Below are 15,535 nucleotides of genomic sequence, written 5' to 3' on the forward strand. Positions count from 1 at the left end.
ATGCTATCCCGCCTTCCCGTTCTCTTGCGTTTCAATTGCCTGTTCGGCTCGATCGCGGTCCGACGGTTGGCGGGCTTCCATGAAGCGCTGCGAAGCGGGGAGCGTGTCCAAGAGCATGTTCAGGTGCATCAAATCTTGGCAGTAGGCGGAGTAGGGTAGGCGACGCCGCAGGGGTTCCTCAATCCCTCGCCCACCGACCACAAGGAGCGTGCCCTCCTGCTTGGCCGCCTCGAATAGAGAACGGCACGCCGCGATCAGATTTTCCGTCGAGGCGACGAACGAAACGCTGAGCCAGAAGACGGCGGGTTTGAGGTCGTGGATGGCGTGGGCCAACGTCTCGGGCGGGAGATGCTCGCCCAGGTACAACGCCCGCCAACCCTTCTCGCGAAAGACCAGTCGCACCAGTTGCGAGGCCAAGCGATAGTGATCGTGGCTGAGCGAACCGCCCACCGCCGAGGGCGAATCGGGTCGCGGGTCGGGAAGCAGGCGGTCCAACTCGACGAGAACCTCGCTGAACAGTTCGCACGCCGCTCGCTCGCAATAGATTTCCAAATTGCCGCACTGCCAAGCCTGTCCGATGCGTTCGAAGGCGGGGGCCGCGACCGCGTCGCCGATTTCGGCCATGGAAAAGCCGAGTCGCCGCAATTCCAGCAACAAAACGCGGCAGCGATCGGCGTCCGCCTCTTGCAGGGCCTGCGTCAATTCATCGGAAGCCTGCTGCAACGTTCGAGCGCTTTTCGTGGAAAAGGCGGGCAGACCCAGGGCTTCGGGATGGACGAGCGGCGCGTTGCGGTCGTTCAAAACGCGGAGGGCCTCGTTCAAGGCGATCCTGCGATGCCCGCCGGGCGTTCGCACGAAAGGCAGCACCCCGCGATCGCACCACCGCTTGATGGTCGATTCACTGATCCCCGAGGCCAAGGCGAGCTGTTTGGGCGACAAAAAGGCATTCATGGCGTTTTTCGTGAATGTTTTGAACGATTCTAATATCGGCAACATGAATCCGAATCGTTCTCTTTTCATTCTACCGCCCTGAACCCGGAATTGCCAGTTATCCATTTCTCGTTAAATGATAGATATTTGCGAAAAACAACTCAAGAAAATGGAAAAAACCGCGTTTCGGGTCTTGCCCGGGCTCCTGGAGCGGCCTATACTTCGACTGAACGATTTGAACGAATCTCAAACGTTCACGTCAGCGGCGTCGCACGGGGCGTCGCCGCAAAACAAAGTCGCATGTTGCGAGGAGGTGTGAAGATGCGTTGGTTCGGTTTCGCGTCCCTGTTGTCGTTGGCCCTTGCGGTTTCCATGATCGGCCAGGCCCGATCCGCCGTGGCGGACGAGTCCGCCAAGAAAGACATCGTCGATGTCGCCGTGGAGGCCGGTTCCTTTAAGACCTTGGCCGCGGCCCTGCAAGCCGCCGATCTGGTCGAAACGTTGAAGGGCAAAGGTCCGTTCACCGTGTTTGCGCCCACTGATGAGGCGTTCGCCAAGTTGCCGAAGGGCACCGTCGAGGCCTTGCTGAAGGACAAGGCCAAGTTGACGGCGATCTTGACCTACCACGTGGTAGCGGGCGAGTATCCTGCCGCCAAAGTCGTAGAGTCCAAGCACCTCAAGTCGGTGCAAGGCTCCCCGATCCACGTCAAGGTAGCTGATGCCGGCGTGATGGTCAGCGGCGCCAAAGTGATCAAGACGGACATCGCGGCGTCCAACGGGATCATCCACGTGATCGACACCGTGATTCTGCCGCCGGAAAAGAAGGAGAAGCACGAGGGGCACGGTCAAGCCGGTTCGGTCTCGACCTCGACGTGCCCTGCTTCGGCTAAATGAGGCCCCGACTCTCGGAGCCGCGCACGCTGACGTGCCGGCCCGATGCCCCACGAAGCTCCGGAGCGGTCGCATCGAGCATGCCCGTCTTATCAAGCTCGCGACCCTCCGGGGCCCTTTTTCGAACACGTCTTCCGGGAACTTAACGAAAAGGAATGCAATGATGCGGTATGGTTGGTTCACAGTTGCAACGATCGGTGTGGGTGCCACGATCCTGCTGGTTCAACAGAGAATATCCGTCGGCGCTCAATTCCCCACTCACCCGCACGCCGAAGACTACCGCCGGGCGGCGGACCTGTTGGAGTCGGCCTTGCCGGGCGACCTCGAGGCGGACGCCGGTGCGGCCCTGCAACGCCTCAGCGACGGTCTCACCTCCGCCGCGGATGCCCTGCCGGAAACGTCGTACATCGCCGATCGACTCCGTTCGCTGAAGGATCGCTTGCAAGCTGCGGGAGGATCCCCGGTAGTGGCTGAGGCCGTCTCGGCCATGGTGCGGGCGATCGTTCGCGACCTCCGGTTCGCTCCGCGGGCCGAAGCCGATCTTCCTGAGGGCTTCCCGGCTCCGACCCCGGTCGGCGAGGTGGAAGTGAAGAGCTATCCCGTTTACCGCGCGGCGGTAACGGACAACGGTTCGGCGGCCTTCTGGCGCCTATTCGCGCACATCAAGAAGAACGGCGTGGAAATGACGGCGCCGGTGGAAATGCGCTACGGTGACGACGGTCGGCGTCCGGTCTTGATGGCCTTCCTGTACGAAGGGCCGAATCAGGGGCGGACCGGCGAGGATGGTGCCGTGACGGTCCGCGACGAACTGGCGAGTCTGGTGGTCAGCACCGGTGTGCGAGGTTCTCGTACCGATGCCGACCTGGAGAAGGCCAAGGTCCGCATCGAAGAATGGCTGAGCAAGCACGCGGACCGGTACGAGCAGGCGGGACCTCCCCGCATGTTGGGCTACAACAGCCCGTTCGTTCCCCGCGACTTGGCCTACTGGGAATACCAGATCCCCGTACGGGAAAAGAAATAGGCTGACTCCCCAACCTTGCTTTGGGCCGAGTTGAACGGGTCGGCCTGAGGCAAACCCGGCTGCCGCCGCGGTGTTCGCACCGAATGGGCCGACGTTCGACGCGTCGGCCCTTGGCGTTTCTTGCCTTCGGCAACCGACCGATTGCCCATTTTGGTTGCGTCCTCGGGTCGGGCCTCGGTATTCTGGATTACCGGCGGCTTCCGTAACTTGCGGGCACTGGTGAGACGAGGCCATCACAGCTTGTAAATCGTGTAAACGAATCTAGCGGAATTTCCTTCTTGCGGTGGCGAGGCCGATATGCTCACTCATTTGAAAATCGAGCGATTTAAGTCTATCCGGTCTTTGGAGCTGAATTGCCGACGAGTGAATCTATTCATCGGCGAGCCGAATACCGGAAAATCTAATATTCTGGAAGCCCTGGGCTTGCTCTCCTGGTGCGGTACCGGTGGAGATATCTCAGCTTTTGTGCGATTCGAAATGACACACAATCTCTTTTACGACGGTTTAACGGAGGAGCCGATCCGGATCGAATTCGAAAAACAACCTGCCGGGTCGGTGATGTTACGGCCGGATAAAGACAAATTCATTTGTTACTTCGATGATCAGCCGATTGCGAATCTATCCGTTGCTGGAGGTAGTAGGCAACAAGGGTTAAATCGGCTTTCGGCTGTCCGGAAGTATTGTTTTCGTCTGTTGCCGAAATATACTTCTCCGGAACCAGGTGCTTTGATGCCCCCCGATGGCGCAAATCTGTTTGCAGTCCTCTATGGTTCCAAATCGCTACGGGATTGGGTGGCAGAACTGTTTCGGACCTATGGATTAACAGTCGTATTAAAACCTCACGAACAAAAGATCGAATTGCAGAAATTGCATGATGGATTAGCCATCAGTTATCCCTTCAGCACTGCTTCCGATACTCTCCAGCGCATTGTGTTCTATCATGTGGCGATGGTCTCGAATCGGGATGCGGTTTTGGTGTTTGAGGAGCCGGAGGCCCATGCCTTTCCGTACTACACGAAATTTATGGGTGAGCAGATTGCCGACGACGCGTCCAATCAGTATTTCATCGCCACGCACAATCCGTATCTCTTGACGGCGGTGCTGGAAAAAGCCAATCGGGACGAAGTCGCCGTTTTTGCCGTGCAGTACAAAGATTACGAAACCAAGGCGACGGCCTTGAGCGACGAGCAGATCAGTCGGTTGCTGGATGCTGATCCTTTTCTTGGATTGGACGGGGTTTTGGAGGCCGACTGATGCTATTCGTCGAGTGCAACGCGGATGAGAAACTGGTGTACTGCTTAGGTGTACGACGACAATACGTTCGCCATGCCAAGTGCAAAGGCGAAGTTCTCAATAGACTTCGGCAACAGGAGGCCGGGATTGGATTGATCGATGAAGACCCACGGGCTGCGCAGCCTTCGGAGTTGAGCCGTTATAGAGAAGTAAGGCGAGAAGGGGGATTGATCTTGCTGGAGGGAACGGACCGGTCCGACCGCCGGGTCATCGTCCTTTGCCCGCGATTGGAAGAGTGGCTTTACCATCGGGCGGCCGCCTGCGAGGTTGAACCGCAAGAATACGGGTTAGCGCGTTCGGCCCACGAACTGAAAAGGATTCCCCGCTACGAAACTAAGGGGCGATTCGCGGAGTTTGTCCGGCAGCTTGCCCAGTCGGATGGCGAAGTGGCACTTCTTCAGACATGGTTGCGGGAATTTACCGCCCCTTGAATTCGTTTCTCGCTCGGTGACGGTTTTGCGCAACCGATTGGCGTGCAATCGGCCTGCCGGTGGAGTGACGGACTGGAAGGCGCGGCCAAGACCGCAGCAGGCCCCGTGCCGCGTCCCTCGCGTTGCACCAAGCGAACGTGCATGCCGCGGACGGGCTTACGGCCTGTCTTGTCCCAGCGGCATATGTGCACCCCATACTTGCCCCCAAGGCGCTGCGACGATCCCTCCCGGTTTGCCGCGGGGTCAGAAGATGCGGGCGAGGCAACCGCCGTCCACCGTGATGACTTCGCCGGTGATGTACCGCCCCGCCTCACTGGCCAGGAGCAACGCGGGCCAGGCGATTTCCTCGGGTTGTCCCCAGCGTCCCAGAGCGGTTCGACCGCCCAACTGCGCCTGCTGCTCGGGACTGAGCAGCGACATCGGCATCTCCGTGGCGATGGGACCGGGGGCGATGCAGTTGACCGTGATGTTGTACGGTCCCAAGTCCAGGGCCGACGCCTGCGCCATCCCGATCAGGGCCGCCTTCGTTGCCGAATAGGCGTTCCGCTTGGCCGTGCTTGCGCGACCCATGATGGAGGAGATGTGAATCACCCGACCCCAACGCCGCTCCTTCATTGGGGGCACCAGGGCGCGGGTCAAACGCATCACGCTGGTGAGATTCAACTCCACGAGGTAGTCCCAATCCCGGTCGCTGATTTCGTCGATCGCCTGAGGAATGTTCCAACCGGCATTGTTGACGAGGATATCGACCTTGCCCATCCGGCGGAGCGATTCGGCGGCCACGCGATCGACGTCTTCCCGCTTCACCATGTCGGCTGCCGTGAATTCCACGCGGGCGCCGGTCTTGTTGTGAATGTCTTCCGCGGCGGCGCGGAGCGTTTCCTCTTTTCGGCTGCAAAGGAAGAGTTCGGCCCCCGCCTGGGCGAAGACCTCGGCCATCGCCTTGCCGATGCCGCGACTGGCGCCGGTGATGAGGGCCGTTTTTCCCGCCAAGCTGAAAATGGTATCCTTCATGGAGTCGCTCCCAATTCGTTTTTTTCGCATACCCTCAGGTCGACCGGGAGGGCCGAGGGTCTTGCGGCGTGCCGTCGTGGGGGACCGCGCCGCGCGATGCTCGCCCGTGCCCGCAGGCCGACAAGTGGATTCGCCATGCCCAAGGTTGTACCCGCCCAATCGCCCATTATCACCGTTTCCGCCGCGCTTCATCAACCCGACGAGGCGAGGGGAGGTGGCGGCTTCGCCCGAGCAAAGCTTGCCCGCGGTTGGGCCGTGGTGCTCGTCGGACTGGCGATCCATGCGCTTTCCGGGGTGTCGGCTATGGGGGCGGAATCACCCGGCGAGAAACCCTCCTCGCGGGAGACGGCGGCTTTTCAGGCGAGATTTCGTGCGGCCAGGGGCGATCTCGGTGAGCGCCGCCGGTTGGTCGAAGAGGCCGTCGCCCGGGGGCCCGCCGTCGCGGAGTCCGTTCTGGGAGTCATCGAGCGGGAATTAGGCCCGCAAGTGAAGCGGTATCACGAACTGTTCTATCGTCAGGCCGTTCAACTTGCGGGGAAAAAAGCGAGGCGGACGCCGGTGGAGGAGGTGGCGGGCCTCCGCGCGGCGGTGCTCGGTCTTCAACAGCGGCCCGACTTCAGCGGCGACTTGATTCGCCAGGTGGCCGACCCGGCCATGCAACGATTGCGAGAACTGCTGTTGATCTCGCCGGACGAGGTTCGCGCATCGCTGCCCGCCATCCCGCGAGAGCGTGAGAAACTTTCGGCCTTGGGTGAACTATGGGAATTGTGCATTCGATCGCTTTGGGAGGCCGCCCCCAAGGAAGAGCGTCCGCAGGAACCGCCGTCTTTCGATAAATACCTGCTCGGCGAGGAAATGCTGGCCGTAGGATTGGCCGCCCCCATGCCGCCGGCGACGCGGCAGGTGTTGGCCGCCAACGCCCAACTGGGCTCTCGACTGGATGAGCAAGAGGCTCGGGCCGTCACCGCACTCAATCTTACCCGAACGCTACTCGGCCTATCTCCGGTGGCCTTGGACCTCCGCCTGTGCGCCGCCGCCCGCGACCACTCGAACGACATGAAGACCCTGGGCTTTTTCTCGCACGAATCTCCCGTTCCCGGCAAGGCGACCCCTTGGGACCGCGCCAAACTCTTCGGAACAACGGCCTCGGCGGAGAATATCGCGGCGGGCTATCCGGACGGCAACGCCGTCAACGAGGGCTGGTTCCACAGTCCGGGCCATCACAAGAACATGCTGGGGAATCACAAGCGGGTAGGGGTTGGCCGCGTCGGAACCCATTATACGCAGCTTTTCGGCGGCTGATTCCGCTCACAGTTCGGCGAATGGTGCGCAAAAAATGAGCCGCGCCCCAAACAATCCATTCGGGACGCGGCCGCTTCCGGGAGGGACAAAGGGGATCGGGAGTCAACCTCTTTCGAGGTCAAGTGTCTCAGTTGGTACCTTCATTCTTCTTTTCGGCAGGCTTCGCCCGCTTGGCGAAACCCTTTTCGAAAGCCGCATCGCTGAAGACCAAGGACAGGCGAGCGTCGTCGTTTTCCGCGCCCGTAATCTTCCCTTGGCATCCGCCGCAGCACACGCCGACCGACACACCGGCAACGTCGGCTTTCTTGCCCTCGGCTACCGGTCGCCCGGTCAGGGGGCACGCCTTTTGAACGTATTGATGCGAGGCTACCAATTGGGCGTTCGCCTTGGCGGCGTACTTAGCGGTGTGCTCCTTGAATTCCGAGATGCAATCCGCACAGCAGAAGGCGATCTTGCCGCCTTTGTACTCGACGGAGACCTCGGGGTTGACCTTGCCACCCATCACCGGGCAGGTGAGTTCGTGCTTTTTGGCCTTGCCTTCCTTCTTTTCCTCGGGAGCGGCGTACGAAACCGGCTGGACGGGAACCGTCGGCTCACCGGCGTCGGCCTGCTTATCTTCGCCCTTACCGCCGCAACCTTCCTTCGGGCAGGTCTTGTCGGCTACGGGGCACGCAGCACCCTCGCAGCAGGACTTGTCGGCGCAGCAGGCCTTGCCCTCTGCACAGCAGGCCTGACCTTCGGCGCAACAGGAAGCCTCGGACTCGCAGCAGGCGTCGCCGGACGATGCGGAGACCGTTTGAGCCTGGACGCCTTTCTTGCCGGAACAGCAGCCTTCGTAGGAGGCCGTTTGGGCGGCTACCGTCTTGTCGCCGCAACCGGAACCGGGACAGGTCGATCCGGCGGAACCTTGGCCGGATGCCATGAAGGCCAACCCGACCGCGCCCAATACCAGGGCGAGCGAACCCACTAATTTGGTCATCTGCGAACCCTCCGAATTTCTTTTTTGCCAGGCGTAATTGCCGTTGCTAATGAAAAGGATATCGATTCGGCTGAAAAAGGCAAGCGATAAATTCACAACTAATATTGTGATAAATCGACCCGGTCTGTGGGGTGGGGAATCCGAGCCGCAATATATGCTTGTCGGTATCGGTAGATGATGGTCGGTTCGCTCCGGAGATCCGAGCGGAGCCTGGCCCGCCATCGTTGTCCGACCCATAGCGGCGGTTCCACCACCGGCTCACGCCGGTGGCTCCCGCTACTATGTACTGATGGCTTACGCCGGTGCCGCTTTTTAGTGATTACCACCACCGGCTTACGCCGGTGGCTCCCTCTACTTCACTTCTACTACGTAATGATGGCTTACGCCGGTGGCTGTCTCTTGTGCGACCCCTGGCTTACGCTCGGGGCAAGTTGTCCGGTCGCCCGCGGCAAATGAACCGTTTTGCGTAATCATATACGCTGGAGTTTTTCGGGTGGCGTTGCGCCACCACCCCTTCCCAGTCAGAGGATCTTACGCGATGTCGTTCAAACCAAGCTGTACTGCGATGGTTTCCCTCAATCCAGGGCGGGGCGAGCGGATCGTTCCGTACGGTGCGGCTTGTAAGGCCGCACTGTCGGTCGTGCTGTTGACCACCCCTCTTTTTCTTTTTTTCATAAACGGTTGTCGCAAGACCGAGCCTGGCGATACCTCGAGCGGTGTGGTCGTGGCGGTGAGTCTGGCCCCGCAAGCTTGGCTGGTACGGCGGATCGGTGGGGACCGGGTACAGGTCGAGGTGATGATCTCGGGCGGATCCGACCCGCACACCTTCCAAATCAGCGACGCGGACGTGACCCGGCTTGCACGGTCGCGGGTGTTCTTCGCCGCCGGCATGCCGTTCGAACGAACTCCCGCCTGCCAGGCAGTGCTGCGCAGCGGCAACGCGCGCGTCGTGGACTTGCGAGAGGAATTGATCGGCCAAGGCCTGATCGCGGGCGATCACGGGCACGCGGATGAGCACGAGCATGCGGACTCGCACGATCACGAAGGGCATGACCACGAGCACGCCCATGACGAACCGCTTCACGTCTGGCTCAGCCCGCGGTTGCTGAAGGCCCAGGCCGAGACGGTGGCTAAGACACTGGAAGAAACGGATCCGGCCGGCGGCGAGGTCTATCGCGCCGGTCTGGCCGCGGTGATTGCCGAACTGGATTCCCTGGACAAGGATTTGCGTGCCAAGCTGGCGCCGCTGCGAGGGCAAGCCTTTTTCGTCTATCATCCTGCCTGGGAATGCTTCGCGGCCGACTACGATCTGCGGCAGGTGGCGATCGAACAATCGGGCAAAGAGCCGACCGACCGGGAACTTTCCGAGTTGCAGCAGGCGGCGGCAGAGACGCGAATACGACTGATTCTGACGCAACCGCAGATATCCTCTCGGGCGGCGCAGGCCGTCGCCCAAACGGCGGGATTACGGGTCGAGACCGCCGACCCTCTGGCGCCCGACCCGACCGCCGAACTCCGTCGGCTTGCCGACCTGCTGGTTTCGTCCTATCGTGGAGGAAGCGCGAGCGAGTAAAGGGTTCGGTCTCGCGCGGGATTCGATGGTTCGTTGCGCGGTCGAGAGGTTTCACGCCGCCGGTCCTCGGCCTTATTGGAGCACCGGTGGGCGGATTTCACCCTTTCGCCGCTTCTACTAACGTGTTTAGCTTTCAGAGCAGACTCGCCGTGCCCTCCGCCGAAGGAAAACCGACCGCACAATCGGCGAAGGCCGTCTCGGACGACCGTGAGCCAATCGTTTGCTTCGAGCACGTCTATTTCGCCTATCCGGCCGAAGAGGGCGGATCGCGGATTCCCGTCCTCGAGGATGTCTCGTTGGATATCTTCCGTGACGATTTCCTGGGCGTCATCGGTCCGAACGGGGCGGGCAAGACGACGCTGCTGAAGGTGCTGCTGGGATTGCTGGAACCTCAAGCCGGTCGGGTGACGGTCTTCGGTCGTTCGCCGGTCGCGGTGAGGAATTGGATCGGCTACGTGCCGCAGCACGCCCGGATCGACACCTCGGTGCCCGCCTGCGTGCTGGACGTGGTCTTGGCTGGCCGAATTTCGCACGCGCGTTGGGGATTTCGCTATGCGCGCGCGGATCGCGAGGCCGCCTTGGAGGCTTTGCGGCGGACGGGCGTCGCCGACCTGGCGGAGCGGCGTTTGGGCACGCTCTCGGGCGGTCAGCGGCAAAGGGTTCTGATCGCTCGGGCGCTGGTCGGCCAACCCCGACTCTTGCTGCTGGACGAACCGACGGCGGGGATCGATCCCGCCGTGGAACGCAACCTCACCGATCTGCTGCACCAGTTGAACCAACTCTTGCCGATCGTCATCGTCAGCCACGACATCGGCTTTGTCTCGCGGCATTTGAAGCGGGTGGCGTGCCTCAACCGGCGCCTCACCGTCCACGACGTGGATGACGTCAGTCGCGAGTTGTTCGTGGGCGTGTATCACGACCACGTCCGCTTGATGCAGCACTCCGATTGTTGTCCCCTGAATGATCCGGGTTGCGATCAGGGGTGCATTCCCGCCGCCGAGGATGCCGCCGATGCGTGTCCCGTCCACGGACCGGGGCAGTCGGAGCGAAAGAGTCCGTCGCCCGCCGAGGGAAGCGCGGAATCGGGAGGGGCGACCCCGTGATCGGCTTCTTCCGCGACATGTCGGTGAACCCGTTTCTGATGAGCGGGCTGATCGCCGGATTGCTGGCGGGGTTGGCCTGCGGCATCATCGGACCGTACGTCGTCACCCGCCGCATCGTGTTTCTGGGCGGCGCGTTGGCGCACATCGCGGTGGGCGGAGTGGGCGCGGCCTTCTTTCTCGCCCACGCCTTCCCCCGGTACTGCGGTTGGCTGGAACCGCTGCACGGGGCCACCGCGGCGGCCCTGTTGGCGGCGGTCATCATCAATGTCGTCACCGAGCGGGCCAAGGAGCAGAGCGACACGATCATCGGCGCGCTGTGGGCGGTGGGTATGGCCGCCGGAATTCTCCTCATCAAGTTCACGCCCGGCTACCAAGGCGAATTGATGAGCTATCTTTTCGGCAATTTGGCCGTCGTCCCCTGGTCGCGCGTGATCTGGATGGCGATTCTGGACGTGGTGATCGTCGTCGTGGTCTTACTATTCCACAAACAGTTCTTGGCGGTGTGCCTCGACCCGCAAAGCGCGCGGCTTCAAAACGTGCCCGTCTCCCGGGTCAACCTCGTGCTCTTGTGCCTGATGGCCCTGACCGTCATCTGCTTGACGCAGGTGGTGGGCTTGATTCTGGTGATCGCCTTGTTGTGCCTGCCCGCCGCCTCCGTGGCGCGCCATGTCACCGGAATGGGGAGGCTGATCGTGGGCAGCACGCTGCTGGGCTGCGTGTTGGCCACGCTGCCGCGGATCGCCGTGTACGGCACGCCGGTCAGCCCCGAGGCGGCGATTGTGCTGGCGGCGGGCGGTGCGTACCTGCTCAGCCTCGCCCTCGCACGATTACGTCGCTGAGGCGCGGACTGTAACCGTGCCTGTGTTACCTTCGGTACCCAAGGCGAGGGCGAACCGCAGCGACTGCCTCACCCGGTGGATGGGGAGGCGGGGGGGTGTGCTCCGGTTCCGCCCGCCACGGGGTTCCGCAGGACGCCGATGCCCTCCACTTCGATCTCGATCACGCTCCCCGGCTTGAGGAAGACGGGCGGTTGTCGAGAAAAACCTACTCCGGGAGGGGTGCCGGTGAAAATCAGATCACCCGGCTTGAGCGTGCAAACTTGCGAAATGTAGCTCACCAGGTATTGCACCGAGAATATGAATTGCGCGGTGCTGGAATCCTGCATCACTTCGCCGTTGAGTCGCGAGCAGATCCTCAGGCGATTGGGGTCGGGTAGTTCGTCGGCTGTGACGAACTCGGGGCCGGTCGGCGCGAACGTATCGAACGTCTTTCCGAGTAGCCACTGCCCCCCCGGTTTGCGGAGTTGCCAATCTCGCGCCGAGACGTCATTCCCGCAGGTGTAGCCCGCCACGTAGTCCAGGGCATCGTCCTGGGTAATGTTCCGCCCTTGTCGCCCGATCACGAGGACCAGTTCGGCCTCGAAATCGACCTCTTCGGAGACCGGCGGGACCATGATCGGCTGGTCGGGACCGATGAGCGCTGAGGGAAACTTATTGAAAATGACCGGAACGGGGGGAGGCTGGGCACCGCTTTCGCGGGCATGGTCGGCATAGTTCAGCCCCACGCACACGATTTTCTCCGGCGACTGCACCGGGGCCAAACGCGTTGGATTGGGGTTGTCGATCGGTTTCCCGGAGGCGATGACATCTTCCGCCCGTTTCAGGGCTTCCGGCCCGAGGGTCAACAGAGCACGCAGATCGGTCGGCAAGCCGGGGTCGTTGGCGTTCAGATCGATCCATTGTCCGTCGCGCAAACCGGCGATACGCGGCCCGGTTTCGGATTGATAGGTAACGAGTCGCACGGGCAAACCTCCTACTCAGTGACAAGGACCAACACCGCAGGCCCCGACAAGTACCAACTCCGGTTTTTCACAGTTTAGCGGGAGGGGAAAACGGTTGTCAAACGTGCGGGAACGAATCACCATGGAAGGGAAACAACGGTGATCCCCTCGCTAAGGATTGGCCTCAGCGCCAATGCAGGGACAAGGTGCCCTGGCGCCAGGCTCCAATCCGGGAACCACCGGCCCTAGTCTGGAAAAAATCAGGGAGGCCCGATCCATGGCTCCGGACGTGAAACCCATTCCGTTGACCCGGGCCGTGGCGCCGTTTTACGTCGGCGTCGATTTGGGCGGAACAAGTACCAAATTGGGGGTGGTGGATGACCTCGGGCGACCGGTGTGTCGGGCCGAGGACATCCCGACCGCCGTGGCCGAGGGGCCGCAAACCTCCGTCGAGCACATCGCGGCCGGGGTAAACGCCATGATCGACCAGATCGGGCTGCAACCGACGGAAGTCGCCCGGATCGGCTTGGGGTGCCCCGGCATTTTGGACTACCAGGCAGGCGTGATGGTCAACCCGACCAATTTCCCCGGTTGGCACGGGTTCCCGATCCGCGATCGCCTTGCCGAGCAGTTGGGCATGCCGGTGGTCATGTCCAACGACGCCTCAGCGGCGGCCTACGGGGAGATGTGGATCGGATCGGGACGCGGTTTTCGCAGTGTGGTGCTCTTGACCTTGGGGACCGGCATCGGGTGCGGGGCGATTATCCACGACCTTATCATCGAGGGCGAGCACGGTCACGGCACGGAATGCGGGCACATTCTGATTGATCCGTCGCCGCAGGCCCCCCTTTGCTCGTGCGGTAAGACCGGCCATCTGGAGGCCTTCGCCAGCGCCACGGCGGTCGTTCGTCGAACCCGTGAGCTGATAGCCGCCGGAAAGTGCGCGGCGATTGCCGAGCGGACGGCGGCGGGCGAAACGCTCACGACGCGCCTGATTGCCGCGATGGCCGAGGCGGGGGACGCCGAAGCCCTGGACATCATCCTCGAAACCGCCCGTTACTTGGGACTCGGCATCGTGACCCTGCTGCACACGTTCGACCCCTCCGTTGTACTGTTAGGAGGAGCCATGACGTTCGGCGGAAACGTCTCGCCGATCGGTCGTCGCTTTTTGGATCGCATCCGCGAGGAGATTCGGGAGCGTGCCTTCCCCGCTTTGATCGAGAAGGTTAGTATCCGGTTTGCGGCGCTGGGCGGCGACGCCGGTTTCATTGGTGCGGCGGGTATTGCCCGACTGGTCCATCGGCGCGATCGTGGGTAATAATCGCGTCTTCGTCCGCCGCAGCGAGACCGGTCGGCGCTCAACGCGAGGTTTTCGCGGATCATATTGAGGGTCCCGGGGGCGCGGCGCCGCCCCGGCGAGAGCATCGGCTCATATCGTTCCGAATTCCTAGAGGAGCATCAGGGCGTGCCGCGTCCTCCGATCAAACCGAAAAGGACTTGGGGCCGCAAGTTCGGCGATGCCTTCCGCGGCCTGTGGTACGGCATTGTGGGGCAAAGCAGCTTCGCCGTGCACTTCGCCATGGCATTCGCCGTCATGATCGCGGCGGCGGTCTTTCGTGTCACCGAGACAGAATGGTGCCTCCTGATCCTCTCCATCGCCGTGGTATTCACGGCGGAATTGATCAACAGCGCCTTGGAATGGATCGCGCCCGCGGTCACGCAAGACTACAACCCGCACATCGAAACCGCCCTGAACGTGGCCAGCGCCGCCGTGCTGATGGCATCGCTGGGGGCGGCGGTGATCGGCGGCATCATCTTCGGCCGACACCTGATCCATCTGCTCGGTTGGTGGTGACGCGCCTTTCCGCGGAACCGGTGGGCGGCGGCGGAGGCGGATTCAGGCGGCGAAATCCTCCATGGGGATTCCGACCGCGGCGAGCGTCTCGCGTATTCGGGCCAAAATGGAGGACATATTCGGCATGCGCGGTCCGCGGAGACTTTCCGCCAGGCGATGCGCTGCGTCGCGGGTGACGACGCCTTTCTCGCGGTAGTCGGCCAAGGCCCAGGCCGCCGCTTGCGTGGTACGGACCACGGCGCGGGGATGGCGTTTCAATGCCCCGGCGGGAACCGAATCGTGAACCGTCTTGGAACCGAAGGCCGCCAGTATCGCCAGGGCCTTGCCCGCCTGGGGGACGTTGCCCTCGATCAAGTGCCGGGTGGTGAGGAAGAGGGGCACGGAGGCGGTGTAGGCGGACATCGGCACGTCTTCCGGTTTGCGGAAGAGTTGCGGATGATCGCGCATCTGCTGATCGACGTTCTCCTCGGTCAGCGCCACCCGCATGAATCGCGGCGAGCCTTCCAGGGGAATCCCGGGTTCGTGAAATCCCCAGTGCCCGTTCTCGCCGATGCCCATCAATTGCAGGTCGAGACCCCGTTCCAAGACGGCCTTTTCGTAGCGGCGCGCGGCGGCGTCGGGGTCCGGGGCGTCGGCCTCGAACAAATGCACCTTGGCCGGGTCGGTGAACGGCGCCAGCGGCATGAAAAAGCGTTGCAATAGAAGGAATCGAAACGATGCCGGATGATGGGCCGGCAACGGGTAATCGTCGAACTGAAAGAAGTGCGTTTTCCGTATCGCGCGGCGGAGTCGCGGCGAGGACTCGGCCAACCGCACATACGCTTGATAGAACGGGAAGGCGGACGGGGCGGCCATCACGATGAAACTCAGCTCGTCCCGTTCCTCGGCCAAGCGACACTGCTCCGCCGCCAGGTTGATCGCCGAAGCCCAGCCCATCTCTTCCGCCGACTCATAAACAGCCACGGGCGGTCCGGATGTGGGAATGACGCTCCGCGGCGCCGGGGCCTCCAGGGCGAACTCCGGTTGCAACCAATTTCGCGGTGCAAGACCGCCCGTATCTCGTGACGAAAAGGAATCGCTCATGATACGATCTTCCCCCCATCTCGGACCGTGAACCGCCGCAAAAGCGCGGCCGGGGTGCGGGCCAAAAGCACTGCGGGACAGGCTCGCGAAGGCCTCTCCCACGCTCGGCACAACGAGGAAAAAACAGTTTCGCCGGGCCGATGGGCGGCGTCAAGAGCCGGGCGGACCGTCCGCTCGAGTCACGGCGCCGCGGAAGGACGAACCGCCCGCGTTGACGAAAGGCGACCCGGTCGCGCCGTCGATGCGGCCATGGGAAGAGGCCTGCCTTCCGCGATACCGC

Annotated in this window: 15 protein-coding genes; 10 read left to right on the forward strand and 5 right to left on the reverse strand. The window is 62.2% G+C overall.

All coding sequences use genetic code 11. From position 1 onward, the window contains the following. Positions 1–3: 3 nt before the first annotated feature. Positions 4–951: a cobalamin B12-binding domain-containing protein gene (locus ACYQ6J_RS15595; RefSeq protein WP_460185113.1), complete on the reverse strand. Its 948-nt coding sequence runs from the start codon at positions 949–951 to the stop codon at positions 4–6. A gap of 300 nt (positions 952–1,251) precedes the next feature. On the opposite strand from ACYQ6J_RS15595, the gene ACYQ6J_RS15600 reads away from it, so the two are divergent. The 4 genes from ACYQ6J_RS15600 (at position 1,252) to ACYQ6J_RS15615 (ending at position 4,566) form a co-directional block, all read left to right on the forward strand. Continuing rightward, entirely contained in the window at positions 1,252–1,824 is a 573-nt protein-coding gene (locus ACYQ6J_RS15600; RefSeq protein ID WP_460185114.1) for a fasciclin domain-containing protein, read from the forward strand. Positions 1,825–1,981: 157 nt separating this feature from the next. Further along, positions 1,982–2,842, forward strand: a complete 861-nt coding sequence (locus ACYQ6J_RS15605) for a heme-binding protein (protein ID WP_460185115.1) — start codon at positions 1,982–1,984, stop codon at positions 2,840–2,842. 363 nt (positions 2,843–3,205) lie between these two features. Further along, a complete protein-coding gene (locus ACYQ6J_RS15610; protein ID WP_460185116.1) occupies positions 3,206–4,096 on the forward strand; it encodes an AAA family ATPase in 891 nt (296 codons plus the stop codon). Then, positions 4,096–4,566, forward strand: a complete 471-nt coding sequence (locus ACYQ6J_RS15615) for a hypothetical protein (protein ID WP_460185117.1) — start codon at positions 4,096–4,098, stop codon at positions 4,564–4,566. Before ACYQ6J_RS15610 ends, ACYQ6J_RS15615 begins: the two co-directional genes overlap by 1 nt. Positions 4,567–4,809: 243 nt before the next feature. Here the strand turns inward: ACYQ6J_RS15615 and ACYQ6J_RS15620 are convergent, their stop codons facing one another. Continuing rightward, positions 4,810–5,580 carry an SDR family NAD(P)-dependent oxidoreductase gene (locus tag ACYQ6J_RS15620; RefSeq protein ID WP_460185118.1) on the reverse strand — a complete coding sequence of 257 codons (771 nt, stop codon included), beginning with the start codon at positions 5,578–5,580 and terminating at the stop codon, positions 4,810–4,812. Positions 5,581–5,715: 135 nt separating this feature from the next. On the opposite strand from ACYQ6J_RS15620, the gene ACYQ6J_RS15625 reads away from it, so the two are divergent. Continuing rightward, positions 5,716–6,882 carry a CAP domain-containing protein gene (locus ACYQ6J_RS15625; protein WP_460185119.1) on the forward strand — a complete coding sequence of 389 codons (1,167 nt, stop codon included), beginning with the start codon at positions 5,716–5,718 and terminating at the stop codon, positions 6,880–6,882. Between the two features lie 127 nt (positions 6,883–7,009). Here ACYQ6J_RS15625 and ACYQ6J_RS15630 read toward each other — a convergent pair whose 3' ends face one another. Beyond that, entirely contained in the window at positions 7,010–7,861 is an 852-nt protein-coding gene (locus ACYQ6J_RS15630) for a hypothetical protein (RefSeq protein WP_460185120.1), read from the reverse strand. A gap of 538 nt (positions 7,862–8,399) precedes the next feature. On the opposite strand from ACYQ6J_RS15630, the gene ACYQ6J_RS15635 reads away from it, so the two are divergent. The 3 genes from ACYQ6J_RS15635 to ACYQ6J_RS15645 all read left to right on the forward strand — a co-directional run bounded on the left by ACYQ6J_RS15635 (position 8,400) and on the right by ACYQ6J_RS15645 (position 11,376). Continuing rightward, on the forward strand, positions 8,400–9,434 hold the full coding sequence (locus ACYQ6J_RS15635; RefSeq protein WP_460185121.1) for a metal ABC transporter solute-binding protein, Zn/Mn family: 1,035 nt from the start codon (positions 8,400–8,402) through the stop codon (positions 9,432–9,434). Between the two features lie 149 nt (positions 9,435–9,583). Continuing rightward, on the forward strand, positions 9,584–10,537 hold the full coding sequence (locus tag ACYQ6J_RS15640; RefSeq protein WP_460185122.1) for a metal ABC transporter ATP-binding protein: 954 nt from the start codon (positions 9,584–9,586) through the stop codon (positions 10,535–10,537). Then, positions 10,534–11,376, forward strand: a complete 843-nt coding sequence (locus ACYQ6J_RS15645; RefSeq protein ID WP_460185123.1) for a metal ABC transporter permease — start codon at positions 10,534–10,536, stop codon at positions 11,374–11,376. Before ACYQ6J_RS15640 ends, ACYQ6J_RS15645 begins: the two co-directional genes overlap by 4 nt. A 68-nt stretch (positions 11,377–11,444) precedes the next feature. Here the strand turns inward: ACYQ6J_RS15645 and ACYQ6J_RS15650 are convergent, their stop codons facing one another. Beyond that, positions 11,445–12,338, reverse strand: a complete 894-nt coding sequence (locus tag ACYQ6J_RS15650; RefSeq protein WP_460185124.1) for a fumarylacetoacetate hydrolase family protein — start codon at positions 12,336–12,338, stop codon at positions 11,445–11,447. A gap of 256 nt (positions 12,339–12,594) precedes the next feature. Here ACYQ6J_RS15650 and ACYQ6J_RS15655 point away from each other — a divergent pair, with 256 nt between their 5' ends. Next, positions 12,595–13,635: an ROK family protein gene (locus ACYQ6J_RS15655; RefSeq protein WP_460185125.1), complete on the forward strand. Its 1,041-nt coding sequence runs from the start codon at positions 12,595–12,597 to the stop codon at positions 13,633–13,635. 147 nt (positions 13,636–13,782) lie between these two features. Then, complete coding sequence (locus tag ACYQ6J_RS15660; protein ID WP_460185126.1) at positions 13,783–14,172, forward strand: diacylglycerol kinase family protein; 390 nt, start codon at positions 13,783–13,785, stop codon at positions 14,170–14,172. A gap of 42 nt (positions 14,173–14,214) precedes the next feature. Here the strand turns inward: ACYQ6J_RS15660 and ACYQ6J_RS15665 are convergent, their stop codons facing one another. Next, positions 14,215–15,255, reverse strand: a complete 1,041-nt coding sequence (locus ACYQ6J_RS15665; protein ID WP_460185127.1) for a 6-phosphogluconolactonase — start codon at positions 15,253–15,255, stop codon at positions 14,215–14,217. Between the last annotated feature and the right edge of the window lie 280 nt (positions 15,256–15,535).

The organism is Thermopirellula anaerolimosa, from assembly GCF_054657335.1.

What these genes read in the sequence shown, in the direction of transcription:
- ACYQ6J_RS15595 (WP_460185113.1), bottom strand. Translation starts at nt 951, where the DNA reads ATGAATGCCTTTTTGTCGCCCAAACAGCTCGCCTTGGCCTCGGGGATC.
- ACYQ6J_RS15600 (WP_460185114.1), top strand. Translation starts at nt 1,252, where the DNA reads ATGCGTTGGTTCGGTTTCGCGTCCCTGTTGTCGTTGGCCCTTGCGGTT.
- ACYQ6J_RS15605 (WP_460185115.1), top strand. Translation starts at nt 1,982, where the DNA reads ATGATGCGGTATGGTTGGTTCACAGTTGCAACGATCGGTGTGGGTGCC.
- ACYQ6J_RS15615 (WP_460185117.1), top strand. Translation starts at nt 4,096, where the DNA reads ATGCTATTCGTCGAGTGCAACGCGGATGAGAAACTGGTGTACTGCTTA.
- ACYQ6J_RS15620 (WP_460185118.1), bottom strand. Translation starts at nt 5,580, where the DNA reads ATGAAGGATACCATTTTCAGCTTGGCGGGAAAAACGGCCCTCATCACC.
- ACYQ6J_RS15625 (WP_460185119.1), top strand. Translation starts at nt 5,716, where the DNA reads ATGCCCAAGGTTGTACCCGCCCAATCGCCCATTATCACCGTTTCCGCC.
- ACYQ6J_RS15630 (WP_460185120.1), bottom strand. Translation starts at nt 7,861, where the DNA reads ATGACCAAATTAGTGGGTTCGCTCGCCCTGGTATTGGGCGCGGTCGGG.
- ACYQ6J_RS15635 (WP_460185121.1), top strand. Translation starts at nt 8,400, where the DNA reads ATGTCGTTCAAACCAAGCTGTACTGCGATGGTTTCCCTCAATCCAGGG.
- ACYQ6J_RS15655 (WP_460185125.1), top strand. Translation starts at nt 12,595, where the DNA reads ATGGCTCCGGACGTGAAACCCATTCCGTTGACCCGGGCCGTGGCGCCG.
- ACYQ6J_RS15665 (WP_460185127.1), bottom strand. Translation starts at nt 15,255, where the DNA reads ATGAGCGATTCCTTTTCGTCACGAGATACGGGCGGTCTTGCACCGCGA.